Below are 24,675 nucleotides of genomic sequence, written 5' to 3' on the forward strand. Positions count from 1 at the left end.
ACCCGAACCCGAACCCGAACCCGAACCCGAACCCGAACCCGAACCCGAACCCGAACCCGAACCCGAACCCGAACCCGAACCCGAACCCGAACCCGAACCCGAACCCGAACCCGAACCGCAACCCCAACCCCAACCCCAACCCCAACCCCAACCCCAACCCCAACCAATCCATCAATAAATGGAAAATATGCAGTTAATTTCTTCGAGTTAGACCGAGTTTATAGTTTAGATGGAAAATTTACAGTTAATTTCAAAGGATATGCTAGTTTCATACATAATGAGCAAATTTAGCAGCATGAAATCCAGTTATTTGTGTTTTGGAGCGTATTTTGCTGAAAATAGCTACCTAAAATGCAGTTATTTACTTTAGGTACATCGAGTGTACTAAGTGAGTGGGAATGGTGAGGTAGATGAATAGGTGAGTGGAAGTTGGGAGTCGCGAGGTTGTGAATATATGGTCGTGAAAGGTTGTGTGGGAATGGTGAGGTAGATGAATAGGTGAGGGTAAGTTGGGAGTCGCGAGGTTGTGAATATTTGGTCGTGAAAGGTTGTGAGGGAATGGTGAGGTAGATGAATAGGTGAGGGTAAGTTGGAGTGGCGAGGTTGTGGAATATATGGTCGTAAAAGGTTGTGTGAGTGCAGTGTAAGGTATTGGAATGTTGGAGGACAGAAAGTGGATTAATGAAATCGTGAAAACGTAACGAACAGTACAGTAGTGGTGAGTAAGTAATATGAGTACAAACAAACATCCCCAAACAAAAACCTCCCAATCAACCACCAGTACTGTGGTTAATCGGGAGGCTATTTCAATCTAGCTGGACTTAAATCGCAGATAAGCCGAAATCGTATCGATGGCTACATCAATGGCACGCTCATCTGGATCAAGCTTGGCATTATGCAGGCCATGAGGTGTGTCCACCCCTAACCAGAACATGAAGCCAGGTATTTTCTCCAAAAAGTAACCAAAGTCTTCGCCGGTCATAGCTTCGGTACACTCGAACAACGTAACGTTATCACGTCCGCGAAGCCAGTCCATGAATTCCACGGTTATTGCTGGATCATTATACACTTGGCGATAATTCGAGCCCCAGTCAATCGTGACTTGGCATTCGAAGGAAGCTTCAATGCCCGCGGCGACCGCTTCAATGCGACCTTTGATCTTGTCCATAGAAGCAGCAGATAATGTACGAATCGTACCCTCTAAGCGAGCCTTCTCCGCGATAATATTCTGCTTCGTGCCAGCTTCCATTTTGCCAATCGTAATCACTGCGGAATCCAGCGGATTCACGTTTCGGGATACGATGGTTTGGAGCTGCCCAACCATCTGCGTTGCCGCGATGATCATATCATTCGCTTGATGCGGGTAGGCCGCATGACCGCCCTTACCAAGCAGATCAATGAACAACTCGGATGTGTTGGCAAACAAGATTTCAGGTCTAACAGCAATCGTACCGACAGGATACTCTGGCGCAATATGGAGTGCGACCATTTGGTCGGGCATCCAATCTTGCAATTCCTCGGCTGCTAGCATCGGTAATGCGCCGCCAGGGCCTTCTTCAGCGGGTTGAAACAACACGACAAGATCATCCTGCATCGGAGTCATCACGAAGTGTGTCACTACCCCCATCCCAATCGACATATGAAAATCATGCCCGCATGCGTGCATATAGCCTGGATGCTGAGAAGGGAAGGGGAGAGTGGTCTCTTCCGTAATCGGAAGTCCATCCATATCAGCACGATAGCCGAAGCGCTTGCTCGGGTTTAAGCCTTTAATATAGACCAGAATGCCCGTACGCCATGTGCGGATCGTGAGACGATCTTGAGGCAGTTTGGCCAACTGCTCAAGCAGAAGCTGCTGCGTTTTGAACTCTTGAAAACCCGGCTCCGGGATTTGATGAAGCTGACGTCGCAGCTCTACGAAAGGGCTAAGCATAACGATTTCCTCCAGATCCAGATCACCTTATAGGGTACGTAGGTCTGCTAGAATTTCGGTTTTGGATTTAGTTTTGTCGTCTACTTTTTTGATAACACGTGCAGGTGCACCTGCTACAACTGTGTACTCTTCAACATCTTGCGTTACGATTGCGCCAGCAGCTACAACGGAACCTTTACCGATGCGAACGCCTTCTAGGATAACCGCGTTAGCGCCTACTAGAACGTCATCTTCGATCACACATGGTTGTGCGGAAGGTGGCTCGATAACGCCAGCGACAACTGCGCCTGCGCCAATGTGACACATTTTGCCTACTTGTGCACGTCCGCCAAGCACTGCGTTCATGTCGATCATCGTACCATCACCAACGGATGCGCCAATGTTGATTAACGCGCCCATCATGATAATTGCGTTATCGCCAATATGTACTTTATCGCGAATAACGGCACCTGGCTCGATACGAGCGTTGATGTGTTTCAAATCTAGCATAGGAATAGCAGAATTACGACGATCGTTTTCAACTACGAAATCAACAACTTTATCTTTATTAGCTTCTAGAATTGGTTGAAGCACGCTCCACTCACCGAAAACAACACCGCTTCCGCCCGTAATGAAGGCTTGGCTGCCTTCGCCGAACTCAAGGCCTTCAAGGTTTCCTTTTACATATACTTTCACCGGAGTTTTCTTTTTGCTTTCTTTAATAAACTGGATAATTTCTAGGGTATTCATTTCTGTCATGGTGACATCTCCTTCAAATTTATGATTGACTCTCCTATATTAGCAGAAAGGAGGCGTTTGAGCCAATCTGTTTCAGACAGCTTTTTGTGCAAATTGACTCTGATAGAGCTCAGCATAGAAACCTTGCTGTTCGAGCAACTCGCCATGTGTGCCATGTTCAATAACGCTTCCTTGATTCATAACTAGAATTAAATCCGCTTCTCGGATCGTAGATAAACGATGAGCAATTACGAAACTTGTGCGATTCGCCATCAAATTATTCATTGCGCGCTGGATGGAAACTTCTGTCCGTGTATCGACACTGCTCGTTGCTTCGTCAAGAATCAGGATAGCTGGATCCGCTAGGATCGCACGAGCAATTGTAAGTAATTGCTTCTGACCATGGGAGAGATTGGACGCTTCTTCATTCAAAATCGTATCATAGCCATCCGGGAGTGTTCTTATGAAATGATCTGCGTAAGCCGCGCGTGCTGCTTCAACGATATCATCCTCCGTGGCACGGTGACGTCCATATGCAATATTGTCACGAATTGTGCCATTAAAGAGCCAAGTATCTTGCAGCACCATGCCGAACAGTTCCCGAAGATGGCTTCGCGACATATCGCGTGAATCCACCCCATCGATGGAAATTCGGCCGCTTTGCAATTCATAGAATCGCATCAGCAAATTGACAATGGTTGTTTTACCAGCACCAGTAGGTCCAACGATGGCAACAGTTTGTCCCGGTTTTACATCGATATTCATGTTCTCAATGAGTGGTGCATCTGTTTTGTATGCGAAGGAAACATCCTTGAACTGGACATGCCCCTTAACGTGAGCAACGGAATCCGTCACTTTTTTCTCCAAAACTTCTTCGGATTCATCTAATAATTCAAAAATGCGCTCGGCTGCTGCAATCGTAGATTGAATGACGTTAGCAATATTCGCCACTTGCGTAATCGGCATACTAAACTGACCCGAATATTGGATAAAAGCTAGGACATCACCAATTTTAATCGCATTATGTGTAACCATAATGCCGCCAATGACACTAACGAGGACATAACCGATATTCCCGATAAAGGACATCAAAGGAAAGATTAGTCCTGAAATAAACTGTGCCTTCCAACCAGAATGATACAGCCGGTCATTAATTTCATTGAATTTATCAACAGATTGCTTTTCTCTTCCAAAAGCTTTCACGATCGTATGTCCTGTATACATTTCTTCGACATGTCCGTTGAGCTCACCTAGGGTGCGCTGCTGCCCTTTAAAATATTTCTGTGAGCGGGTAGCAATCATTTTGGTTCCTAATATGCTGAGCGGTAAGGTAACGATAGTAGCTAATGTGAGCAGAGGACTTATTGTCAGCATCATGATAATGATACCGACTAAAGTGACGATGGATGTGATGAGCTGCGTTAAGCTTTGCTGCATCGTGGAACTGATCGTATCCACATCATTCGTAGCTCGGCTCATGGTGTCGCCATGGCTTCTCACATCGAAGAAGGAGAGCGGAACACGCGTTAGCTTCTCATTGATATCTTTGCGTAAATTAAATACGATGCGCTGTGTAACTTTTACCATGATTATTTGCTGGATATACAATAATATGGAGCTAAATATGTATAGGGCAGCTAGGATAAGTACGATCTGAAGGATCGCATCGAAATCGATTTTGGCACCAGCAATGCCTTTGAGCTTGCCGATAGCGCCTTCAGATAACTTCGTAACTGCGTTACCCATTAATTTTGGGCTAATAATACTAAATAATGTGCTTAAAATAGCTGCAAGGAGTACAAAGGATATGGAAACACGAAAAGGCTGCATGTACGTCATGAGTCTTTTCAAAGTACCTTTAAAATCCTTTGCTTTCTGCACAGGCATGCCCATACCGGCCATCCCGCCTCGGCCAATAAAACCTGGATTCATACCGGCTGCGGGGCGCACCGGTTCTTTTGGTTTGTCACTCATGCACTTTCCTCCTCTGATAGCTGAGAAGCAACAATTTCTTGATAGACCTCACAAGTGGACATTAGCTCACTGTGGGTACCGATCCCTGCAATTCGTCCTTCATCTAAAACGATAATTTGGCTCGCATCCATAATGGTGCTGACACGCTGCGCGACAATCAGCATGGTGGAAAGTGAAGTTTCAGATTTAAGTGCAGCACGAAGCTTAGCATCTGTTTTGAAATCGAGCGCGGAGAAGCTGTCGTCGAAAACATAAATGTTTGGTTTGCGAGCAAGTGCCCGTCCAATGGCAAGTCGTTGCTTCTGACCACCCGACAGATTGGTTCCGCCTTGGGCGAGTGTAGATTGGAAGGTATCTTTCATACCGCCAATGAAGTCAGCTGCCTGGGCTGTAGATGCCGCAGAAGCAAGCTCCTCATCGGTCGCTTGATCATTGCCGAATCGAAGATTATCCGCTACCGTTCCAGAGAAAAGTACAGCTTTTTGTGGCACATAGCCGATTTGATTCCGCACACTTTCCAGGGAGAGAGAGCGGAGAGGCTGGCCATTCAAAGTGATGGAACCGGACTCGACATCATAGAAGCGCAGCAACAAATTAATGAGTGTCGTTTTGCCAGAACCCGTACCTCCTATAATAGCTGTAACCTTCCCGGGCTCAGCTCGGAAAGAAATATCCTGAATGGCGGGTTGCTCGGCACCAGGGTAACTAAATGTCACGTTATTAAATTCAACAACGGTTTGGTTGTCTTGCAGCTTTTGTGCGTATTCCGCGTTATGTATGTTGGACTTAATAGTAAGCACCTCATTAATACGCGCAGCAGAAGCGGATGCTCGCGGAATCATCATGAAAATCATCGTCATCATGAACATACTGAACATAATTTGCATGGCGTATTGAATGAAGGCCATCAAATCACCGATTTGCATGTGGTTATTATCAATTCGAATGCCGCCGTACCAGAGAATGACGACGATTCCAAGATTGAATACGAGCATCATAATGGGCATCATCGTAGCCATAATCGTATTGACTTTGATTGCAATCTGTGTGAAATCTTGATTCGCACCTTCGAACTTCAACTTTTCATGTTCCGAACGGTTAAAAGCACGGATAACGCGAATACCCGTTAAATGCTCGCGCAGAACAAGATTGATCCCATCGATTTTCACTTGCAAGGTTTTGAATAAAGGAAGACTTTTTCGCATAATAACTGCAATAACAAGTACAAGGATAGGGATTACAGCATATAGTACAATTGCGAGATTAGTATCCTTATATGAGGCCATAATGACTCCGCCAACGAGCATGGTAGGCACGCCGATGAACATTCGCATCATCACGACTAATTGTTGAACCTGTGCGATATCATTTGTCGTTCTAGTAATGAGGGAAGAGGTTCCGAGCTTATCAAATTCATGCAAGGAGAAGCTTTCGACATGGGAGAAGAGGTTACGGCGTAAATCCCGCCCGAAGCCGGTTGCTGTCTTTGCGAGCAAGTAACTCGCCACCATGACACAAGCCATGCCCCCCATGGCGACTAAGAGCATATAAGCCCCGAATCGCAAAATATAACCGACGTCTCCTTTCACAACACCGACATCCACAATGTCAGAAAGAAGAGTTGGCAGATAGAGTTGAGCTAGTGATTGCAGAAGCATTAACGTAATGATGACAACCACTGAAACTCGGTAAGGCTTCAAAAATCGAAACAATTTGAACATAGTTTCCTCCTTAACATTTTGACTGCATAGAATTGGGATTAATTAGGTTGGTAATGCGATTTTATATGTAAATTATAACACATGGTCTCATTCTTGCTCAAAAAAAGAAACGAAAAAAATATTGACTTATCATGTCGAAAGTGGCATAATTCTTTTAATTACATATGTGCCTTTAAAAACAGTCCAGAGAGGCTGGCAAGGTAAAACGATAAGAAAAGTCGGGTAATACTGAATCGAGAATTCAGTAAGCTTAAGGATGTGCGCATCCTGCAGCCCCGCTCTATCTCTTTATGCACTCGTAACTCCTTGCCATGAATTGGGCAAGGAGTTTTTTGGTTTTCCTGCCAGAAAACGTATGTGAATGCTGACTAAGATAGTTTTGCCAGGAGGCGAAAACGATGAATGAGACCGCCGAACACACCATTATTGATGAAATGGGAATTCGTAGAGCACTTACGCGGATTGCACACGAGATACTGGAAAAGAATAAAGGGGTAGAGAACTGTACCTTGATTGGTATTCGGACCCGAGGCATTTACTTAGCGAAGCGAGTAGCAGAACGGATTCTAGAAATCGAAGGCGTACCGATTCCAGTTGGAGAGATTGACATCACGTCTTATCGCGATGATCGCGTAAAAGTAAAATCGGTTGAGGATGTACAAGAAGGCGGCAAGCTGCAAATCCAGGATCGCAAGATCATCCTCTTCGATGATGTGCTCTATACGGGAAGAACCGTGAGGGCCGCGATGGATGCGCTAATTGATTTGGGGAGACCGCAAATGATTCAGTTGGCTGTACTTGTGGATAGAGGTCATCGTGAACTGCCCATTCGGCCTGATTATGTGGGAAAAAATGTTCCAACTTCCAAGAGTGAAAGCATTAAAGTGATGTTAACGGAAATTGATGATAAAGATGAAGTCATTATTTTGAGGGGGAAACAGGAGTGAGTAGCGTGAGTACATGTACAACTAGACATTTCTTGGGACTGAAAGGCGTAAGTGCAGAGGAGATCACAAGCATTCTTGATCGTGCAGCCTATTGGGAACAGAGCCCTACCAAAGTAAATAACCAATTCCAAGGAAAATTCGTATCAAACTTATTTTTTGAAAATAGTACAAGAACTCGGTTCTCTTTTGAACTAGCACAAAAGCGTCTTGGCGCAGATGTGCTGAATTTCTCGTCAGCGGAGTCCAGCGTTCAAAAAGGCGAGTCCATCTACGATACGGTTCGCACGCTTGAATCCATGGGGATTGATGCTGGTGTGATTCGACTGAAGCCGAATGGTGTGCTGCAAGAGCTAGCTGAGAAAATTAAAATCCCGCTCATCAACGCAGGGGACGGCAACAACGAGCATCCAACGCAAGCGCTGCTTGATTTCTATACAATGCGCAAGCAATTCGGCGTGATCAAAGGTTTGACTGTCTCCATTATCGGAGACATTTTACACAGCCGCGTTGCGCGCTCCAACCTCTGGGGCCTGCTAGCCCTGGGAGCGAAAGTTCAGTTCTGTGCTCCTGCTAGTATGCAGGCTCCTGAGCTAGCGCAATTCGCACCGTATGTCTCCTTCGAAGAGGCATTGAAAGCCGATGTGGTGATGATGCTGCGCGTACAGCTGGAACGCCACGATACAGGGCTAATCAAATCTGCAGAAGAATATCGCGAGCAATACGGTTTGACCGTAGAACGCGCGAGCCGCATGGCGCCTCATGCGATCATCATGCATCCGGCTCCAGTCAATCGCAACGTTGAGCTCGATGATGAACTGGTCGAACATGAGAAATCTAAGATTTTCACCCAAATCGCTCACGGCGTGCCGATTCGTATGGCGGTCATCGAACGAGCTTTATCATAAATTGAGGAGGATTTCACAGCATGGGAATTTGGATTCTAAACGGACTTACCGTTGATGTAAATAATGTTCAAACGAAGAAACACATTTTGGTAGAGAATGATAAAATCGCACAGGTTGTAGATGCTTCGAACGGTGAGACACCGCAAACGACAGGTCATGAAGTCATTGACGCTGCTGGCAAGCTTGTATCACCTGGCTTCATTGATATGCACGTACATTTGAGAGAGCCTGGCTTTGAACACAAAGAGAACATCGCAACTGGAACACGCTCCGCAGCAAGAGGCGGTTTTACAACGATTGCTTGCATGCCAAATACAAGACCGGTTATTGATACCGTAGATACGGTAAATTACATATTAGATAAAGCTGCAACAGAAGGCGTAGTTCGCGTCATTCCTTACGGAACGATCACGAAGAACGAGCTAGGCCGTGAGCTAACAGATTTCGCTGCATTGAAAGAAGCGGGCGTTATCGGTTACACCGACGATGGCGTTGGCGTACAAAGTGCGCAAATGATGAAGGATGCGATGGCACTGGCTGCATCACTCGGTATGCCAATCATCGCACACTGCGAAGATGATACCTTGGTTGTGGGAGCGCCAGTTAGTGAAGGGACTTTTGCCAAGAAGCACGGCTTGAAAGGTATCCCGAACGAATCCGAAGCGATTCATGTTGGCCGCGACGTGCTGCTAGCTGAAGCGACAGGCGTTCACTACCACGTATGCCACGTCAGCACAGAGCAATCGGTTCGCTTGATCCGTCATGCGAAGCAGTTCGGTATCAAAGTTACTGCAGAGGTTTGCCCTCATCATCTGGTGCTGTCGGAAGAAGACATTCCAGGTATGGACGCGAACTGGAAAATGAACCCGCCACTTCGTACGCCACGTGATGTACAGGCTGTTATCGAAGGACTTGAAGATGGCACGATCGACATCATCGTAACGGATCATGCTCCGCATACCGAAGAAGAGAAAGCAAAAGGCATGATGATGGCGCCATTCGGAATCCTTGGTTTCGAAACAGCATTCTCCTTGCTGTATACGAAATTTGTACTTACAGGCAAATGGACACTTGGCTTCCTCGTAGATCGCATGACCAAAAAGCCTGCTGACGTATTCGGTCTTCCATACGGAACTTTGGAAGTGGGAAGCGCGGCAGACATTACAATCGTCGATCTAGATACAACGAAAGCAGTTGTGAAAGAAGAGATCGTATCACGCAGCAAGAACACCCCGTTCATCGGTTGGGAGCTGCAAGGCTGGCCGGTTGTGACGATTGCTTCAGGTAAAGTTGTTTACGCATAGTTCAGGAAATAGCCTTAATTTTAAAGCCTAAATCACGAGAAGCATCTATACGATCAATGAAAAATCGTGTATATTTATACAGAAAGATTAATCTTTATGCAAGTCCGTGAATGTGAAATGTAAGCATGACATCTGCGGTTCGTGAGAACCGCCTGACAATAGCGAAGGAGTTGAAAGAACATGCAGGCAAGATTGTTGCTGGAAGACGGCACTCTTTTTACAGGAAAATCGTTCGGTAGTGAAGGTGAATCCGTCGGCGAGGTTGTATTCAATACAGGAATGACAGGTTATCAAGAGGTGCTTTCGGACCCTTCATATTGTGGACAAATCGTAACGATGACGTATCCACTGGTGGGGAACTACGGTGTGATTCGTGACGACTTTGAATCCGTACGTCCTTTTATCCATGGTTTCGTTGTACGTGAACATGAAGAGATTCCAAGTAACTGGAGAGCGCAATACACGCTCGGCAGCCTGTTGAAAGAATACGGCATCGTTGGAATCAGCGGCATCGACACACGTATGTTGACTCGCAAACTTCGTCATTATGGCGTAATGAAAAGTATCATCACAACATCGAATAAATCCGTTGAGGAATTGATGGCAACTCTGAAGAGTACGCCACTAATGACGGATCAAGTTTCTCGCGTGTCTACGAAAAGCGTATTCGGTGCTCCTGGGCACAAAGAACGCGTAGTTCTAGTCGATTTTGGAGCGAAAAGCGGAATTATCCGCGATCTTAGCAAGCGTGATTGCGATGTTGTTGTCGTTCCTCAGAATGCAACAGCTGAACAAATTCGTCGCTTAGCACCAGATGGCGTATTGCTTTCTAACGGTCCTGGGGATCCGAAAGATGTTCCACATGCAGTAGAAATGATTAAAGGCTTACTTGGCGACATTCCATTATTCGGAATTTGCTTAGGTCACCAACTATTTGCACTAGCTTGCGGCGCTGATACAGATAAATTGAAATTCGGTCACCGCGGCGGAAATCATCCGGTTAAAGATCTGATCTCCGGACGTTGCTACATTACTTCACAAAACCATGGCTACACGGTTAAGGATGATTCCATCCAAGGAACGAACCTTGAAGTGACGCACATTAACAATAACGATCGCACGATCGAAGGCTTACGCCACAAGCAATACCCAGCATTCTCGGTACAATATCACCCAGAGGCAGCACCTGGACCATTTGACTCCAGCTACCTGTTCGATGATTTCATCTCGCTGATTCGTCAGCATAAGCTAGATAACCCACAGCAGCCGCGCCAAGCGCAAATGCTTGCTCAGTGGAATGCTTCCACGGCATCGACATCTGTGAAGGAGGAACTGCAATATGCCAAAAAATAATACACTCAAAAAGATTCTCGTTATAGGTTCCGGACCGATCGTTATTGGTCAAGCGGCAGAGTTCGACTACGCTGGTACACAAGCTTGCCAAGCATTGAAAGAAGAAGGCATGGAAGTTATCCTGATCAACAGCAACCCAGCTACGATCATGACGGATACGAACATGGCTGACAAAGTATACATCGAGCCAATTACACTTGAGTTCGTTACGCAAATTATTCGTCAAGAACGTCCGGATGGCTTGCTTCCAACCCTAGGTGGACAAACGGGTCTTAACATGGCCGTTGAACTTGCTCGTGCAGGCGTTCTAGAGAGCGAGAACGTTAAGCTTCTAGGAACACAGCTGACAGCGATTGAGAAAGCGGAAGATCGCGACCTTTTCAGAGACTTGATGAGAGAGCTAGAGCAGCCAGTACCGGATAGCGTTATCGTAACTACGGTAGCTCAAGCCGTTGATTTTGCAAATGAAATCGGCTTCCCAATCATCATTCGTCCTGCTTACACACTAGGTGGAACAGGCGGCGGTATTTGTAACACGATGGAAGAATTGGTGGAAATCGTTGCTTCCGGGATTCGTTACAGCCCAATCGGTCAGTGTCTCGTAGAGCGCAGTATCGCGGGTATGAAAGAAGTCGAGTATGAAGTAATGCGTGATGCGAATGATAACTGTATCGTTGTGTGTAACATGGAGAACTTTGATCCAGTAGGCGTACATACAGGAGACAGTATCGTTGTAGCACCAAGCCAAACGTTGTCGGACCGTGAGTACCAAATGCTGCGTTCCGCATCCCTGAAAATCATTCGTGCTCTGAACATCGAGGGTGGCTGTAACGTACAGTACGCACTTGATCCGCATAGCTTCCAATACTACGTAATCGAGGTTAACCCGCGTGTTAGCCGTTCCTCAGCGCTTGCTTCCAAAGCGACAGGATATCCAATTGCGAAAATGGCAGCGAAAATTGCGATTGGCTACACGCTGGATGAGCTTGTCAATCCAGTTACTGGTCAAACGTATGCTTGCTTCGAGCCAGCACTTGATTACATCGTATCTAAGATTCCACGTTGGCCGTTCGATAAGTTCACAGCAGCTAACCGTAAACTAGGTACACAAATGAAGGCGACTGGGGAAGTTATGGCGATTGGCCGTACTTTTGAAGAGTCCATTCACAAAGCGATTCGTTCCCTTGAAATCGGCGTACACCGCTTATTCCTGAAAGAAACGGATCTACTAGATAAAGAAACATTAGAATTACGTTTGCAAAAGCCAGATGATGAGCGTCTGTTCTTACTAGCTGAAGCTTACCGCAGAGGCTACACCGTGGAACAATTGCAGAATTTGACGAAAATTGACTGGTGGTTCCTGAACAAATTAAGTGGACTTATCGCTTATGAAACTGAGATTGCAGCGAAGGATTTGACGGCTGAGCTTATTTTCGAGATCAAGCGTAAAGGCTTCACAGACCGTGCTGTAGCGGAAATTCGTACATTGGCAGGCTGCTCGACCTTCACGAAAGAAGCGGACGTAAGAACATTCCGTTTGCAAAACAACATCAAGCCTGTTTATAAAATGGTAGATACATGCGCAGCGGAGTTCGAAGCTTCAACGCCATACTACTACTCCACTTATGAGCAAGAAGATGAAGTAACGGAAACAACGAAAGAAAAGGTTGTTGTTCTTGGATCGGGTCCAATTCGTATCGGTCAAGGGATTGAGTTCGATTACTCCACAGTTCACGCGGTATGGGCGATCCAAGCTGCTGGCTATGAAGCGGTCATCATCAATAACAACCCAGAAACGGTATCAACGGATTTCAATACATCAGATCGCTTGTACTTCGAGCCATTGTTCTTCGAAGACGTCATGAACGTAATTGAGCGTGAGCAACCAATCGGTGTTATCGTTCAGTTCGGTGGACAAACTGCCATCAACTTGGCAGCACCATTACACAAAGCAGGCGTTCGTATCCTAGGTTCTGACCTAGAAAGTATTGATACAGCCGAAGATCGTAAGAAATTCGAAGCATTGCTTAGCAAAATTTCGGTTGCACAGCCTCCAGGTGGTACTGTAACTTCCGTCGATCAAGCGGTAGGTACAGCGGCGAAATTCGGTTATCCGGTTATCGTTCGTCCTTCCTACGTACTTGGTGGACGCGCAATGGAGATCGTTTACTCCGATGAAGAGCTTCTGAACTATATGGAATATGCGGTGAAAATCAACCCTGAGCATCCGGTTCTAATCGACCGTTACATGTTGGGGAAAGAGGTAGAGGTTGACGCGATTTGCGATAGAGAAACGGTTCTGATCCCAGGGATCATGGAACACGTGGAACGCGCAGGGGTTCACTCTGGTGACTCCATCGCGGTCTATCCGCCACAATCTATCTCCGATGAGATCAAGCAACAAATCATCGAGATTACGACGAAAATCGGTCTAGAGCTTAACGTTGTTGGTCTAGTGAACATCCAGTTCGTTATTCATAACGATCAAGTGTATGTCATCGAGGTTAACCCGCGTTCTTCCAGAACTGTGCCTTTCTTAAGCAAAGTGACGAACATTCCGATGGCGAACGTAGCAACACGCGTTATCATGGGTCAATCACTTGCAGATATGGGCTATCAAGGTGGACTATGGCCAGAAGATAAATACGTTTCTGTCAAAGTACCGGTATTCTCCTTCGCGAAGCTTCGCCGTGTAGATACAACACTGGGACCTGAAATGAAGTCCACAGGTGAAGTTATGGGTCGTGATGTTAACTTTGCAAAAGCCCTATACAAAGGTCTCATCGGTGCTGGTATGAAGATTCCTGCTGCAGGTTCCGTCGTGGTAACCGTAGCGGATAAAGATAAAGAAGAAGCGATTGAAATTCTGAAAGGCTTCTATCGCTTAGGCTACAAAATCATTGCAACGGGTGGAACTGCCGAGGCGATCGCTCAAGCAGGTCTTCCAGTTACAACCGTGAACAAGCTTAGTGAAGGTTCTCCGAACATTCTTGACCTCATCCGCAGCGGTGATGCTCAGTTCGTCGTGAACACATTGACTAAGGGCAAAACGCCTGAGCGTGACGGTTTCCGTATTCGTCGTGAAGCAGTAGAGAACGGTGTTGTGTGTATGACATCTCTTGATACTGTAAGAGCGCTAGTGAATATGCTTGAAGCAATTAACTTCTCCTCACGTGCAATGCCAATACATGTCTAAAGGATGGTGCCAAACATGAGTACGTTAACTCGCAACGATGTTACCGGACGCATCATGGTCGCCTTAGACTACGCGAACGCGGAAAGTGCTGAAGGGCTGCTTAAGCAGCTCGAAGGCATTCCGTGTTATGTAAAGGTAGGAATGCAGCTGTTTTATGCTGCAGGTCCTACCTTTGTCGCGAGTCTGAAGGATCGCGGCTATAAGGTGTTCCTCGACGTGAAGATGCATGACATTCCGAACACGGTCAAAGGCGGCGCGGAGAGCGTGACGCGCCTTGGGGTTGATGTGTTCAATGTGCATGCAGCCGGAGGCAAGTACATGATGGAAGCCGCCTTGGAGGGAGTCGACAAGGGGCTAGCTTTAGGGGCAGCACGTCCGATCGTCATCGGCGTGACGCAGTTAACCAGCACCTCGCAGCAGGTGCTGAATGATGAGATCGGCCTGGTCGGTACGACACAGGAGGCCGTCATCCGTTATGCCCGCTTGGCGCAAGCCGCGGGGCTTCAAGGGGTCGTCGCGTCACCGCTAGAGGTGACTGCGATTAAGGCGGCATGCGGTGACGGCTTCGTCACCGTGACGCCAGGCATCCGCCCGGCGGGGGCCGACATCGGCGACCAGTCGCGCATCATGACGCCGGCTGAGGCGTTCGCGCAGGGGACGGACTACGTCGTGATCGGGCGTCCGATCACAGGCGCAGCGGACCCGAGAGCTGCGATTGAAGCAATAATTGATTCAGTCGTGTAAGTTGCAGAGGCGGTTCATTGATTTTATCTTGAAAGGAACGGTGAGGTATGAGTAAGCTCGAAACAATCGCGCAGCATATTGCAGCGTCGTTATTAGATATTGAAGCGGTGGCTCTTCGTCCACAGCAACCTTTTACATGGACATCAGGACTGAAATCTCCAATTTATTGTGATAATCGGTTGACAATGTCACACCCTGCGATCCGTGAGGCGATTGCCGACGGCTTCGTCGCATTGATCAAAGAGAAATTCCCTGAAGCTGAAGTTGTTGCTGGAACTGCAACGGCTGGGATTCCTCATGCCGCTTGGGTAGCTCAAAAGCTAGGCCTTCCGATGATCTACATTCGCGATAAAGCGAAAGGTCATGGCAAAGAGAACCTAATCGAAGGTTCTGTGAAGCCAGGTCAAAAAGTTATCGTCATCGAAGACCTGATTTCCACAGGAGGTAGCTCGCTGAAAGCAGCGGTTGCCGTGAAAGATGCGGGAGCTGTAGCGCTTGGTGTCCTTGCGATTTTCTCTTATCAGCTCGATAAAGCGACGGATGCGTTCGCGGCGGCTGATATGCCACTTCACACACTTTCGAACTATTCGACGTTGCTTGAGGTTGCTTTGGAAAAAGGAACGATCCAGCAAGCAGATATGGAGCTCTTGCGTTCATGGAGAGTTAATCCTTCCGCTTACGGCGCTTAAATAGAAGAATCTGTGATGCGAATTGACGTAATGTAGGGGATTCACCTATACTAGAGGAGTCTTGCAACAGACGACAAGATTTGGCTTGAACCCAAGCGCAGGTTACCGTACCATCGGCACAGCAATTGGAATTAATCTTGCAACTTATGTTTTTAATTATAAGAAGCTCTACCTTTTCGCAAAGGTGAGCTTCTTTTTTGTTCAATTTGAAGGTTGTGGTGATGTCAGCAATTGAAGGAATGCTTGCAGGGGTTGGGACATCCATTTTTTCGGATGAAGGACTAGCTGTAAGTCCATGGAAAGCTGCGAATGGGTAAAAGGGAGCTGTACGAGCTTGCCGTTAGTTAACTCATTAGCAACCGTGATACGAGGTAACAGGGCGAGCCCTAAGCCGCTCATGACACAGTGTTTAATGGTCTCGACATTGCCTAGCTCGAAGCCGATTTGTAAAGCGACGGAATTGTCTTTCAGCAGCCTTTCAAACTTCCCTCGATAAATACAACCTTCTTCAGTGACAATAAATTCGGTGTTTCCGAGGTCAGCGAGCTGGATATGCGACTGCTGAGCCAACGGGTGATCAAGTGGAGCAATGATTACGAGTTGTTCTTCTCGGACACTTGTACACGCGAGTGTGGGATCTGCTGGATATTGATCTAACAGAAGTCCAATATCATAATCACCCTCTTTTACCTTTGTGAGGATAGAAGCTTCACTGTCAGGGAAAAGTTGGATATTCAGCCCTGGATATAGTTGTTTAAGCTCATGTAGGAAGGGGGGCAAATAATACGCAGCTAAAGAGTTAATGGTCCCGATCGTCAAAGTTCCACTGACTTGATTGGCTACCATTTCTTTGGATTGATCATAGATCTCCAGCATTTGTTGCGTTAGCACGAGTAAGCTTTCGCCAGGTGGAGTAAGGCGTAGCTGTCGACCGTACCTTTCAAATAAAGGTACACCATATTCACGTTCCAGCTTTTGAATTTGCATCGTTATGCTTGATTGTGCATAGCCCAATTCCTCTGCAGCACGTGTAAAGCTTTTTCTGCGGGCAACCTCCCGAAAGGTGCGGAAATAGGTCAGATCCATGATTAGCCTCGCTTTAATATCAATATTTTTGATGAGATCTATCATTTATTATAGCTAACAGTGATGAGAAGTTCCATGCTAAAGTAAATGTACAAACAAACGAGGCAGGGAGATGGTTATTTTGCTAAAAGAAAAAGACCTACAGGGGATTTATGTACCCATCATTACCCCTTTTGATGAGGAATTTGAAGTGGATGCAGCATCCTTTTATAATCAGGCATATAACTTATTTCAAGATGAAATAGATGGGTTGGTTGTCAATGGGACAACAGGGGAATCACCAACGATTTCGAGTGAAGAGTTAGGTGTCTTGTTCGCTACAGCACAAGCCGCTCGCGACGCAGCACACGTTGATGTACCTCTAATCGTAGGCACTGGAACGAACGATACACGTTCAACAGTTAGAAAAACAGAGGAAGCGGGTAAACTGGGAGCGGAAGCCGTATTAGTTGTAGTTCCTTATTATAACAAGCCTAGTCAACAGGGGATTATTGAACATTTTCGCCGGGTAGCGGGGGTTGGTGTACCGGTAATCTTATATGATGTGCCGCATCGTACAGGTGTGACGCTTGAACTTGATACGGTGCGTACCATATTAGACATCGATGGGGTCATTGGGATGAAGGACAGTACACCGAACATTGGTCTAGTCACTGAACTGACTAGACTGGGCTCTAAACCTGTACTCTGTGGCGAAGACACATTACTATTTGCAGCGCTGCAGTCGGGGGCAAAGGGTGTAATGAGTGCGTCAGCCAATGTGGAGACGGAGAGGTTTGTGTCTTTTATCCGCAGCTTCGTTGGCGGAGCACTTGAGGATAGCCGACGAGAGTTCGAGGAGCTGTTACCGCTAATTCGACTTCTTTTTCAAGAGCCTAACCCGGCTCCGCTCAAATGGTTGCTGCACCAACAGGGCGTCATCGCTTCAGGTGCATTACGATTACCACTTTTACCTGTGACAGAGGGATTACAAGCGAAATTAGCAGCTTACTTATAAAAGCAAGGAGCAAACAAGAGATGAATCGAACGAGAGTGTTTACTGGCTCGCCCTGGGAACCTGTGGTCGGCTATTGCCGTGCCATTCGTATAGGCGATCGAATCGAAGTAGCAGGCACAACTGCGATGAAGGATGGCGAGGTGGTTGGTGTAGGCAACGCCTATGAGCAAGCACGATTCATTCTACAAACGATTGAACAAGCGCTCCAAGAGCTAGGTGCTCAGTTATCCGATGTGGTGCGGACCCGAATGTTCGTGACGGATATTTCGTTATGGGAAGAGTTCGGCAAGGCGCACGGTGAGTATTTCCGAGAAGTGCAGCCAGTGGCCACGATGGTCGAAGTGAAGGCGCTGATTGACCCGCGATTGTTGATTGAGATCGAGGTGGAAGCGATTGTTGCTAAGGGTGAGTAGAGAGTAGATAGTAGTGAGCAGTGAGCAGTGAGTTGGAGTAGTGAATGCTGGTCAGTGAGTAGCTGTAGTAAGTAGAGATAAGTGTTTGGTGCTTGTGTTAAAATAGAGTACATTAGAGATTAGCGAGTAGAGCGCGGTGGATAGCTGGATTTTCTCCATCTAATTTCAGTGATTTTGAGTGTTTTTATCAGTTGAATGGAAAATATGCAGGTAATTTCAGTTGGTTTGAACAAAATCATCCTATTCATCTCGAATAGCTGTATAAAATCCATTTATTCCAAATTCAAGTGGGAATGCACTCGAAATAACTGTATTTTTTGCATCTAATGGAATCGAAGTGTCGATTAATCCAGGTTTACCTTCAAAATTAGCGAAAAGCGCTACATCCCAAAAGTATCGAGATAGTGATCTCGCATGCTGGAGAGAAGTAGCGCTTTTAAGTTCATAACCGTTATCCACTAACCCACACGTTTACCCAAAATAATTAGATCCCGCTCAATGCCATCTAACTCGGCGACACCAGGCAAATGCGCCCAATTCGTGAACCCGAATTTGCGGAAAAGCTGTAGGCTCGGCTCATTGTGCCCAAAAATAAAACCTAACAATGACTTGAGTCCCAACTTGGGACTAGCTTCAAGCGCTTGTTCCATCAAATATCGCCCGATACCTTGGCCCCGACAGGCTTCATCCACGTAAATACTTACTTCTGCCGTTGCGTTATAGGCGGGACGCCCATAAAAGGACTGAAAACTCAACCAGCCACAGATCCCGTTCTCATTTTCAAGCACCCATAGTGGACGGAAATCGGCAGAGTGTTCATGGAACCAGCGCTCACGTGAAGCTGTTGTGACGGGTTCCGTATCTGCAGTAACCATGCGTCCTGCAATCGTCGAATTGTAGATACGTACGATTTCTGCTAAATCTTCCAATTGTGCATCACGCATGTGTAATTGCTTCCCCATAGAAGTTACCCCTTTTACTGTATCTTAGTTAGATTCTGTTGTAGTTGCAGCCAACGCAGCTAGCTTCAACCAGTAACGACTAATCGTCTCTGTCCCATTGTCCCAATTCATCAAATGGAAATGCTCATTCGGGGCATGGAGATTCTCCCCTGGCAGGCCAAATCCCATAAGCACCACTGGTGCATCTAATACGCGACCTAAAACTTCGACAATCGGAATTGATCCACCGCTGCGTGTATACACAGGCCATTCACCAAAAGTCTCTTCATATGCTTCAGCCGCCGCAACCATAACGGGCTCATCAATAGGTGTGATAAAAGGATTGCCTCGCAATTGACGATCTAACGTTATTGACACGCCTGGAAGCGACTGAGCATGTATATGGGCCTCGACCAGATCCATAATTTCCTCAGGAACCTGCGCAGCGACTAGGCGGCATGCAATTTTAGCTGTAGCACGATTCGGAATGATCGGTTTGATTCCCTCGCCCTGGAAGCCGCCGCTGACTGACGTGATTTCGAGAGTAGGCCTTGATGTTGTTTGTTCGTAGAAGGAGAAGCCTTGCTCTCCATAGAGTTCTGTAACGTTCAAATTCGCACGAACTTTATTCTCATCAGGTTCAACCTGTTTGAACGCTTCTCGCTCTTTGTCTGAAAGTTCAATGACACGGTCATAAAATCCATCGACAGCCACACGGCCATTCTCGTCATGAAAGGAACTGAGAAGCTTGGACATAGCGTGAATCGGGTTCTGTACCGCACCGCCGAAAAGGCCGGAATGCAGATCGCTATTGGCACCATCCAACGTGATTTCGAAACCAGCTAAGCCGCGAAGCCCATACATCAACGCTGGCTTGCCCGGACCGTGCATTTGCGTATCGGATAGTACGATGGAATCCGCTTGCAATTTAGCTGCATGTTCTTCAACAAAGGCTGGAAGATTCTTACTAGCAATCTCCTCTTCACCCTCGATGCAGAATTTCACGTTAACCGGAAGCGAGCCCTGTGTTTGTAGAAAGGCTTCAACCACTTTCACATATAGCAACAATTGGCCTTTGTCATCCGTACTACCGCGCCCGAAAAGCTTGTTATCACGGATAACGGGTTCAAAAGGAGGCGTTTCCCACAACTCTAATGGCTCAGCGGGCTGCACATCATAATGTCCATATATTAAAACCGTCGGTTTGCCTGGGGCATGTAACCAATCCGCATAAACCACAGGATGGCCTTTCGTAGGCATAATTTCAATATTTTCGAGTCCTGCTTTTTGTAAAGACTGAGCAGTCCACTCAGCACATCGCAGCATATCCGTTTGATGCTGGGCAACTGCACTAATACTTGGAATACGCAAAAACGCCAAGAGTTCCTCTATGTGTTCATCCCTATGCGTTTGTAGGTAGCTTTTGATTGTCTCGATCATGGGTGTTTTCTCCTTTTTCTACTGCCAAATAGTCTACATCACTTAACTTCCCCAAAAGCAGGGAAATTCCTGCTATTCCTGTAAACCGTCACATTTTATTTATCATATGGTCAAATAGAATGCTTTTTCCGTATTCGAGAAAATGACTGGATATTGGGTGCTAATAAGAGAACCTTTTTATGGATAAGCTAAATGTAACGAACTGACAACAATGGAGTGATGAACATGAACTGGATCTATTGGGCGAAATTATATGATTCGAAGTTTCAAGCGGGCTGTTTAGCGAAACGAATGGAAGAAGATTGGTGGATCTACGGGTATGAGTGCCCACAGGAAGTTGAGGTTTATAAGTCGAAAAAAGGACGCTTTGGCGTCAGATACAACACATAAATGAATTGAATATGCATAAAATTAACGCTTGACTAAGTCTGCGCCGTTAGTGTATATTTATTTTTGTCGCTGTTGAGCGGCATACATGACGCGGGGTGGAGCAGCTCGGTAGCTCGTCGGGCTCATAACCCGAAGGCCGCAGGTTCAAATCCTGCCCCCGCAACCAAATTTCATTAGGGCCTATAGCTCAGTTGGTTAGAGCGGTCGGCTCATAACCGATTGGTCGGGGGTTCGAGTCCCTCTGGGCCCATAGCACGAAAACCCTTGGTAGATAAGGGTTTTTATTTATTTTAGCGATAAAAACAAGCCTCTCGTTCTCATCGATGTTGATGAAAATGAGGGGCTTGTGTACGTTTGTGCACATTTAAGCACAATGCTTTTATTGTTTCAGCTGTTTAAGTATGGTTACCCAGATTCTAAAACCTGTCACCCAAAGCGTCACAGCTGAGCCAAAACCGATAAAAGTAGACATCGCAATGAGGGATACATTACCGATTGTAGCGTTGATAGGTAAGAAAAAAGAAATGATGCCTAGGATACACAGTACAATACCAGTGCCATAATAAAATTTTTCTCGAAACAATTGTGCTAAAGGCAAAAAATGAATGCCAACTATAATCGCCATGATAGGGAAAAAGACTTCAAAACGATCGAGTTTATTACAAATCACACTTGCAATAAAGATTGCTAGACCTTCTAAACCAAAGATCAATCCAAATCTTCGATTTGTGTGTTTCCAATGCACCTTTTCTTGTGGTGTACGAGCATCTTTCATGTTACGAGATTTAATAAAAAGTGAAATGGCTCCGCTCAGTAAGACCAATGTTATACTAGCTGAAAGAACGAGTGGCCATGGAGCTCCAAGTTGATGTGAGCCAACGATGCCTATCGAAGACCAAAGTGCTCCAAAAAAAGTCATGAACATTACGCCATTGGCAGCCCCAAAGACTGCAGTTTTAGGTGGTTTCACAAAATCACTCATCATTCATCAGACTCCTAACATTTAAATTTGGTACGCTACGCAGTGACGAAAAGAGTTAATACTTTGTTAATAATCCATTTAGATGGATTCAATAAGCGTATAATAAAATAACTAGTAAGGAAACGTTTCCCGCAAATTATTTTTTTAAAGGAGAAAAGAGATGAAACTTAGCAAAAAATCAGTTACTGTCCTTTCATTTACGATTGGAGCTTGTCTATTTGTATCTACTGCATTCGCTGATGCGCTGCTTGGATCCGGGTATGATCGGTTGAAAGATTCAGCCAAAAACACCGCTGGATTGATGGAAAAGGGTCTGAACAATTATACGATCGAGACGCTGTATGCCTTGAAAGATAACGATCAAACGTTACTTCAAGCTTCCTCGTTCAAAAAAATGGATACGGTAAATCAGGTGACAGAGGATACCGAAGTGTCTAAAAACGCTAAGGGTGAAACCACTACCAATTATTCGTATTCTGACAAGAAGCAATCCATTAATAAAAATGGTCTGGATAATACGTATTACATAATGGAATATCCGGCTGATGTGAACCGTGACCGTAGAGGTCCTGCGGAATTCAGAAACCCTTTTAAAGAAAATGGTGCATCCGAGGTAGAGAAAATTGTTGATGCTGTGGTTGGCTCTTTGAAAGATTATGTACAAGTAGAGGAAGGCACGGATGGCGGAAAAGTATATTCGGGAAGTTTGTCCGAGGCACAAGTGCCTGCCATCGTGAATGCAGTCTCCTCATTCGGTTTCAAACAGATGCTGGATAACGAGAGAGATTTACCAGCTATAGAGAGCGATGTTTTTGTGAAAAAGGTTGTAGGTACGGCGATTGAAAATAAAGCTGGCTATCTGGAAAGTGTGACAGGTGATATAACACTTTCAGGAAAAGATAAAAATGGTGTTCAGCATGACTTAAACCTAAATGTTATGCTCAAACTTTCGGAGATCGGCAGTACGAAGATTACCAAGCCTGATCTAACAGCTGCCAAAGTCGAAAAGATCAGCAATTCGGGCGGATTCAGCAGCAAATATGTAGGTACGTATCAAAATGATATCATTATGGACAAAGACGGTAAGTTCGTGAAGATTGGTGAGAGAACGGTTGAAGTTACAAGTGTTGAGGGAGATAAAGTGACAGGAAAGTATTCCGAAAAGGTATATCCTGGTTTTGAAAGTGAGTATCCAAACAAGGATGCGTTTACCTTTGAATTTAATCCTGCGACATCTCCAACGTTTACTTACACAGATGCGAAGGGTGAGCAGAAGAATGGTATAATTCATCCAAACTCTACGGGTAAGATTTATTTTGAAATGATCATTGAGATTACTGATAAAAATTCGTACAAATCTAGCATGAAGCCTTATTATGATGGAGAATTTAGACGCGTATTTGAATAGAAATGATTCTCAGGAGGCGGCGGATAGCGGCTTCCTGAGTTTTTTAGGGAGATGATGAATTGACAGTCAAGGCGATTGAAATAACGGATTTAACCAAGTCATTTACGAATGGCCGAGGAATCAGCGATTTGAACTTAGAGGTGGATCAAGGCGATATATTCGGTTTTCTTGGACCTAATGGTGCGGGGAAGACGACTGCCATGAAGATGATAACAGGACTTATGAAGCCAGATCGAGGCGATGTGAAGATTTTCGGAGCGAGCGTGGCAGAAGACTATGTTAATGCAATGAAACATGTGGGCTGTATCATTGAAACGGCGGAATCGTATCCCTATTTGACAGCAAATGAAAACCTGAGATTGTTTGCAAGATTCTATCCTGAAATCGATCAGCGAAGAATTGATGAATGTCTTGAAATCACGGGGATGCTGAAGTATAAAAATGAGAAATCACAAAAATTTTCGCTCGGGATGAAACAACGATTGGGAATAGCAGCGGCGATTCTTTCAAGACCGAAACTGTTAATTTTGGACGAGCCTTTAAACGGACTGGATGTGGAAGGAATGCTGGAGATGAGGAAGTTGATCAAACAGCTTTCCCAGGAAGGCACGACATTCTTTATTTCTAGCCACTTGATTCACGATGTGGAATTAACTTGTACGAGAATCGGGATTATATACGGAGGCAAGTTGGTTAATGTAGAATATACCCAACAAATTCTGTCTTTTTATTCGTCGCTTGAGAATTATTTTGTTAGTGAGGTGGACAGGAATGGTAGGGTTTAAAGCTGCATTTATGAATGAATCCGTGAAGCTGCTTAAAAAGAAAAAAATAATGGCAGCCGCGATATTGTCCATTCTTGCCGTTGTGATCGGTCAAATTGCTGTAACGACGATTAAACATGGCCTTGGCTTGAGAGTTGTAGGGAGTGTTGAATTTCCTATAGCGGTACTAACGGTTATTGCATATACGCTATTACCTTTGTTTGCTGTTTTTGTAGCAATCGATATGTTTAACGGTGAGTCTTCATCGAATACGATGAAAATAACACTATTAAGACCGGTCTCCAGATTCGGTGTTTTTAGCGCTAAGGTTTTGAATTTAGCATTATTTATTGCTGGTAACCTGTTGTTTATTATGGTGCTTTCGCTACTAGCCGGTTTTATATTCAACCCTTCGTCCGCCAGTTTGGTTGGGATCTTAAAGGTGATTGTGTCATATGGCTTAACCTTTTTTCCTGTATTTGTGTTTGCACTTATCGTCGTGCTGTTATCCAATCTAATTCAGGGAGGACTAGCCGTATTTTTCCTTTCCATTCTTGTATTTATTGGATTTAATTTTCTAGACATAGTATTCTCGTCCTATTCGAGTTTTTTTATCACGTCGATGTTTGACTGGTATACCCTCTGGATTTCTGAATCGATTAATTTCTTCAAAATTGGCCGCCAGATTCTAATCATGTCCGGTTGTGGTATTATGTTATTTACTACAGGGTATTACTTGTTTGACAACAAGGACATATAGAAAGGAATCTG

The 24,675-nt window shown here is 45.5% G+C and carries 23 protein-coding genes and 2 tRNA genes; 16 read left to right on the forward strand and 9 right to left on the reverse strand.

Going from position 1 to position 24,675, the window contains the following annotated elements; genetic code table 11:
• Nucleotides 1–197, forward strand: a 197-nt coding sequence (locus AC58QG_RS00005) for a hypothetical protein (RefSeq protein ID WP_497359612.1), incomplete at its 5' end; no start/stop codon positions are given.
• Between the two features lie 614 nt (nt 198–811).
• Here AC58QG_RS00005 and AC58QG_RS00010 read toward each other — a convergent pair.
• The 4 genes from AC58QG_RS00010 to AC58QG_RS00025 form a co-directional block, all read right to left on the reverse strand.
• Nucleotides 812–1,933 carry an N-acetyldiaminopimelate deacetylase gene (locus AC58QG_RS00010; protein WP_497359614.1) on the reverse strand — a complete coding sequence of 374 codons (1,122 nt, stop codon included), beginning with the start codon at nt 1,931–1,933 and terminating at the stop codon, nt 812–814.
• A gap of 27 nt (nt 1,934–1,960) precedes the next feature.
• The gene (dapD, locus tag AC58QG_RS00015; RefSeq protein ID WP_436235911.1) at nt 1,961–2,671 is read right to left on the reverse strand and encodes a 2,3,4,5-tetrahydropyridine-2,6-dicarboxylate N-acetyltransferase; all 711 of its coding nucleotides are present in this window, start codon (nt 2,669–2,671) and stop codon (nt 1,961–1,963) included.
• A gap of 72 nt (nt 2,672–2,743) precedes the next feature.
• Complete coding sequence (locus AC58QG_RS00020; protein WP_497359617.1) at nt 2,744–4,624, reverse strand: ABC transporter ATP-binding protein; 1,881 nt, start codon at nt 4,622–4,624, stop codon at nt 2,744–2,746.
• Nucleotides 4,621–6,345, reverse strand: a complete 1,725-nt coding sequence (locus AC58QG_RS00025) for an ABC transporter ATP-binding protein (protein ID WP_497359619.1) — start codon at nt 6,343–6,345, stop codon at nt 4,621–4,623. The genes AC58QG_RS00020 and AC58QG_RS00025 overlap by 4 nt, the downstream gene beginning before the upstream one ends.
• Before the next feature lie 398 nt (nt 6,346–6,743).
• Between AC58QG_RS00025 and pyrR the strand changes: the two genes are divergently transcribed.
• From pyrR to pyrE, 7 genes are all read left to right on the forward strand, one after another.
• A complete protein-coding gene (gene pyrR, locus AC58QG_RS00030; protein ID WP_497359621.1) occupies nt 6,744–7,292 on the forward strand; it encodes a bifunctional pyr operon transcriptional regulator/uracil phosphoribosyltransferase PyrR in 549 nt (182 codons plus the stop codon).
• Nucleotides 7,293–7,297: 5 nt separating this feature from the next.
• Entirely contained in the window at nt 7,298–8,197 is a 900-nt protein-coding gene (locus tag AC58QG_RS00035) for an aspartate carbamoyltransferase catalytic subunit (RefSeq protein WP_497359623.1), read from the forward strand.
• A gap of 20 nt (nt 8,198–8,217) precedes the next feature.
• Nucleotides 8,218–9,501 (forward strand): dihydroorotase, encoded by a 1,284-nt coding sequence (gene pyrC / locus AC58QG_RS00040; RefSeq protein WP_497359625.1) that lies wholly within the window; start codon nt 8,218–8,220, stop codon nt 9,499–9,501.
• Between the two features lie 180 nt (nt 9,502–9,681).
• Nucleotides 9,682–10,854: a glutamine-hydrolyzing carbamoyl-phosphate synthase small subunit gene (gene carA, locus AC58QG_RS00045; RefSeq protein WP_497359627.1), complete on the forward strand. Its 1,173-nt coding sequence runs from the start codon at nt 9,682–9,684 to the stop codon at nt 10,852–10,854.
• Entirely contained in the window at nt 10,841–14,050 is a 3,210-nt protein-coding gene (gene carB / locus AC58QG_RS00050; RefSeq protein ID WP_497359629.1) for a carbamoyl-phosphate synthase large subunit, read from the forward strand. The genes carA and carB overlap by 14 nt, the downstream gene beginning before the upstream one ends.
• A 15-nt stretch (nt 14,051–14,065) precedes the next feature.
• Complete coding sequence (pyrF, locus tag AC58QG_RS00055; protein WP_497359631.1) at nt 14,066–14,794, forward strand: orotidine-5'-phosphate decarboxylase; 729 nt, start codon at nt 14,066–14,068, stop codon at nt 14,792–14,794.
• 47 nt (nt 14,795–14,841) lie between these two features.
• Nucleotides 14,842–15,483 (forward strand): orotate phosphoribosyltransferase, encoded by a 642-nt coding sequence (pyrE, locus tag AC58QG_RS00060; RefSeq protein WP_497359633.1) that lies wholly within the window; start codon nt 14,842–14,844, stop codon nt 15,481–15,483.
• A 201-nt stretch (nt 15,484–15,684) separates the two neighbouring features.
• Here the strand turns inward: pyrE and AC58QG_RS00065 are convergent, their stop codons facing one another.
• Nucleotides 15,685–16,614, reverse strand: coding sequence for a LysR family transcriptional regulator (locus tag AC58QG_RS00065; protein WP_497359635.1), 930 nt, complete (start codon nt 16,612–16,614; stop codon nt 15,685–15,687).
• Nucleotides 16,615–16,681: 67 nt separating this feature from the next.
• Here AC58QG_RS00065 and dapA point away from each other — a divergent pair, with 67 nt between their 5' ends.
• Together dapA and AC58QG_RS00075 are read left to right on the forward strand one after the other, a co-directional pair.
• Entirely contained in the window at nt 16,682–17,566 is an 885-nt protein-coding gene (gene dapA / locus AC58QG_RS00070; protein ID WP_497359637.1) for a 4-hydroxy-tetrahydrodipicolinate synthase, read from the forward strand.
• 20 nt (nt 17,567–17,586) lie between these two features.
• Complete coding sequence (locus AC58QG_RS00075) at nt 17,587–17,979, forward strand: RidA family protein (protein ID WP_497359639.1); 393 nt, start codon at nt 17,587–17,589, stop codon at nt 17,977–17,979.
• Nucleotides 17,980–18,219: 240 nt separating this feature from the next.
• Here AC58QG_RS00075 and AC58QG_RS00080 read toward each other — a convergent pair whose 3' ends face one another.
• From AC58QG_RS00080 to AC58QG_RS00090, 3 genes are read right to left on the reverse strand one after another with little or no spacing between them, the layout of a single operon-like run.
• Nucleotides 18,220–18,438: a hypothetical protein gene (locus AC58QG_RS00080; protein WP_497359641.1), complete on the reverse strand. Its 219-nt coding sequence runs from the start codon at nt 18,436–18,438 to the stop codon at nt 18,220–18,222.
• A complete protein-coding gene (locus AC58QG_RS00085) occupies nt 18,438–18,941 on the reverse strand; it encodes a GNAT family N-acetyltransferase (RefSeq protein WP_497359643.1) in 504 nt (167 codons plus the stop codon). Before AC58QG_RS00085 ends, AC58QG_RS00080 begins: the two co-directional genes overlap by 1 nt.
• 24 nt (nt 18,942–18,965) lie before the next feature.
• Entirely contained in the window at nt 18,966–20,360 is a 1,395-nt protein-coding gene (locus AC58QG_RS00090; protein ID WP_497359645.1) for a dipeptidase, read from the reverse strand.
• 225 nt (nt 20,361–20,585) lie between these two features.
• Here AC58QG_RS00090 and AC58QG_RS00095 point away from each other — a divergent pair, with 225 nt between their 5' ends.
• The 3 genes from AC58QG_RS00095 to AC58QG_RS00105 all read left to right on the forward strand — a co-directional run bounded on the left by AC58QG_RS00095 (nt 20,586) and on the right by AC58QG_RS00105 (nt 21,000).
• Nucleotides 20,586–20,750, forward strand: a complete 165-nt coding sequence (locus tag AC58QG_RS00095; protein ID WP_167356966.1) for a hypothetical protein — start codon at nt 20,586–20,588, stop codon at nt 20,748–20,750.
• Between the two features lie 89 nt (nt 20,751–20,839).
• Nucleotides 20,840–20,916: transfer RNA gene (locus tag AC58QG_RS00100), tRNA-Met, on the forward strand.
• A gap of 10 nt (nt 20,917–20,926) precedes the next feature.
• Nucleotides 20,927–21,000, forward strand: a tRNA-Ile gene (locus AC58QG_RS00105).
• A gap of 129 nt (nt 21,001–21,129) precedes the next feature.
• On the opposite strand, the gene AC58QG_RS00110 is transcribed toward AC58QG_RS00105, so the two are convergent.
• On the reverse strand, nt 21,130–21,735 hold the full coding sequence (locus AC58QG_RS00110; protein ID WP_497359647.1) for a hypothetical protein: 606 nt from the start codon (nt 21,733–21,735) through the stop codon (nt 21,130–21,132).
• A 157-nt stretch (nt 21,736–21,892) separates the two neighbouring features.
• Here AC58QG_RS00110 and AC58QG_RS00115 point away from each other — a divergent pair, with 157 nt between their 5' ends.
• Genes AC58QG_RS00115 through AC58QG_RS00125 form a run of 3 tightly spaced genes read left to right on the forward strand, consistent with a single transcriptional unit; the run spans nt 21,893 to nt 24,664 of the window.
• Entirely contained in the window at nt 21,893–23,140 is a 1,248-nt protein-coding gene (locus AC58QG_RS00115; protein ID WP_497359649.1) for a hypothetical protein, read from the forward strand.
• Nucleotides 23,141–23,199: 59 nt separating this feature from the next.
• Nucleotides 23,200–23,925 (forward strand): ABC transporter ATP-binding protein, encoded by a 726-nt coding sequence (locus AC58QG_RS00120; RefSeq protein ID WP_497359651.1) that lies wholly within the window; start codon nt 23,200–23,202, stop codon nt 23,923–23,925.
• Complete coding sequence (locus tag AC58QG_RS00125) at nt 23,912–24,664, forward strand: ABC transporter permease (protein ID WP_497359653.1); 753 nt, start codon at nt 23,912–23,914, stop codon at nt 24,662–24,664. The genes AC58QG_RS00120 and AC58QG_RS00125 overlap by 14 nt, the downstream gene beginning before the upstream one ends.
• The last annotated feature ends 11 nt before the right edge of the window (nt 24,665–24,675 follow it).

The sequence above is a fragment of the Paenibacillus sp. J22P169 genome (assembly GCF_059691995.1).

Bases quoted from the DNA above. Each gene is read 5' to 3' on its own strand.
- AC58QG_RS00065 (WP_497359635.1), bottom strand. From the start codon at position 16,614: ATGATAGATCTCATCAAAAATATTGATATTAAAGCGAGGCTAATCATG.
- dapD (WP_436235911.1), bottom strand. From the start codon at position 2,671: ATGACAGAAATGAATACCCTAGAAATTATCCAGTTTATTAAAGAAAGC.
- dapA (WP_497359637.1), top strand. From the start codon at position 16,682: ATGGTTATTTTGCTAAAAGAAAAAGACCTACAGGGGATTTATGTACCC.
- AC58QG_RS00020 (WP_497359617.1), bottom strand. From the start codon at position 4,624: ATGAGTGACAAACCAAAAGAACCGGTGCGCCCCGCAGCCGGTATGAAT.
- AC58QG_RS00090 (WP_497359645.1), bottom strand. From the start codon at position 20,360: ATGATCGAGACAATCAAAAGCTACCTACAAACGCATAGGGATGAACAC.
- pyrR (WP_497359621.1), top strand. From the start codon at position 6,744: ATGAATGAGACCGCCGAACACACCATTATTGATGAAATGGGAATTCGT.
- AC58QG_RS00085 (WP_497359643.1), bottom strand. From the start codon at position 18,941: ATGGGGAAGCAATTACACATGCGTGATGCACAATTGGAAGATTTAGCA.
- AC58QG_RS00010 (WP_497359614.1), bottom strand. From the start codon at position 1,933: ATGCTTAGCCCTTTCGTAGAGCTGCGACGTCAGCTTCATCAAATCCCG.
- pyrE (WP_497359633.1), top strand. From the start codon at position 14,842: ATGAGTAAGCTCGAAACAATCGCGCAGCATATTGCAGCGTCGTTATTA.
- AC58QG_RS00025 (WP_497359619.1), bottom strand. From the start codon at position 6,345: ATGTTCAAATTGTTTCGATTTTTGAAGCCTTACCGAGTTTCAGTGGTT.
- AC58QG_RS00115 (WP_497359649.1), top strand. From the start codon at position 21,893: ATGAAACTTAGCAAAAAATCAGTTACTGTCCTTTCATTTACGATTGGA.
- AC58QG_RS00075 (WP_497359639.1), top strand. From the start codon at position 17,587: ATGAATCGAACGAGAGTGTTTACTGGCTCGCCCTGGGAACCTGTGGTC.
- AC58QG_RS00110 (WP_497359647.1), bottom strand. From the start codon at position 21,735: ATGATGAGTGATTTTGTGAAACCACCTAAAACTGCAGTCTTTGGGGCT.
- AC58QG_RS00125 (WP_497359653.1), top strand. From the start codon at position 23,912: ATGGTAGGGTTTAAAGCTGCATTTATGAATGAATCCGTGAAGCTGCTT.
- carB (WP_497359629.1), top strand. From the start codon at position 10,841: ATGCCAAAAAATAATACACTCAAAAAGATTCTCGTTATAGGTTCCGGA.
- AC58QG_RS00095 (WP_167356966.1), top strand. From the start codon at position 20,586: ATGAACTGGATCTATTGGGCGAAATTATATGATTCGAAGTTTCAAGCG.
- carA (WP_497359627.1), top strand. From the start codon at position 9,682: ATGCAGGCAAGATTGTTGCTGGAAGACGGCACTCTTTTTACAGGAAAA.
- pyrF (WP_497359631.1), top strand. From the start codon at position 14,066: ATGAGTACGTTAACTCGCAACGATGTTACCGGACGCATCATGGTCGCC.
- pyrC (WP_497359625.1), top strand. From the start codon at position 8,218: ATGGGAATTTGGATTCTAAACGGACTTACCGTTGATGTAAATAATGTT.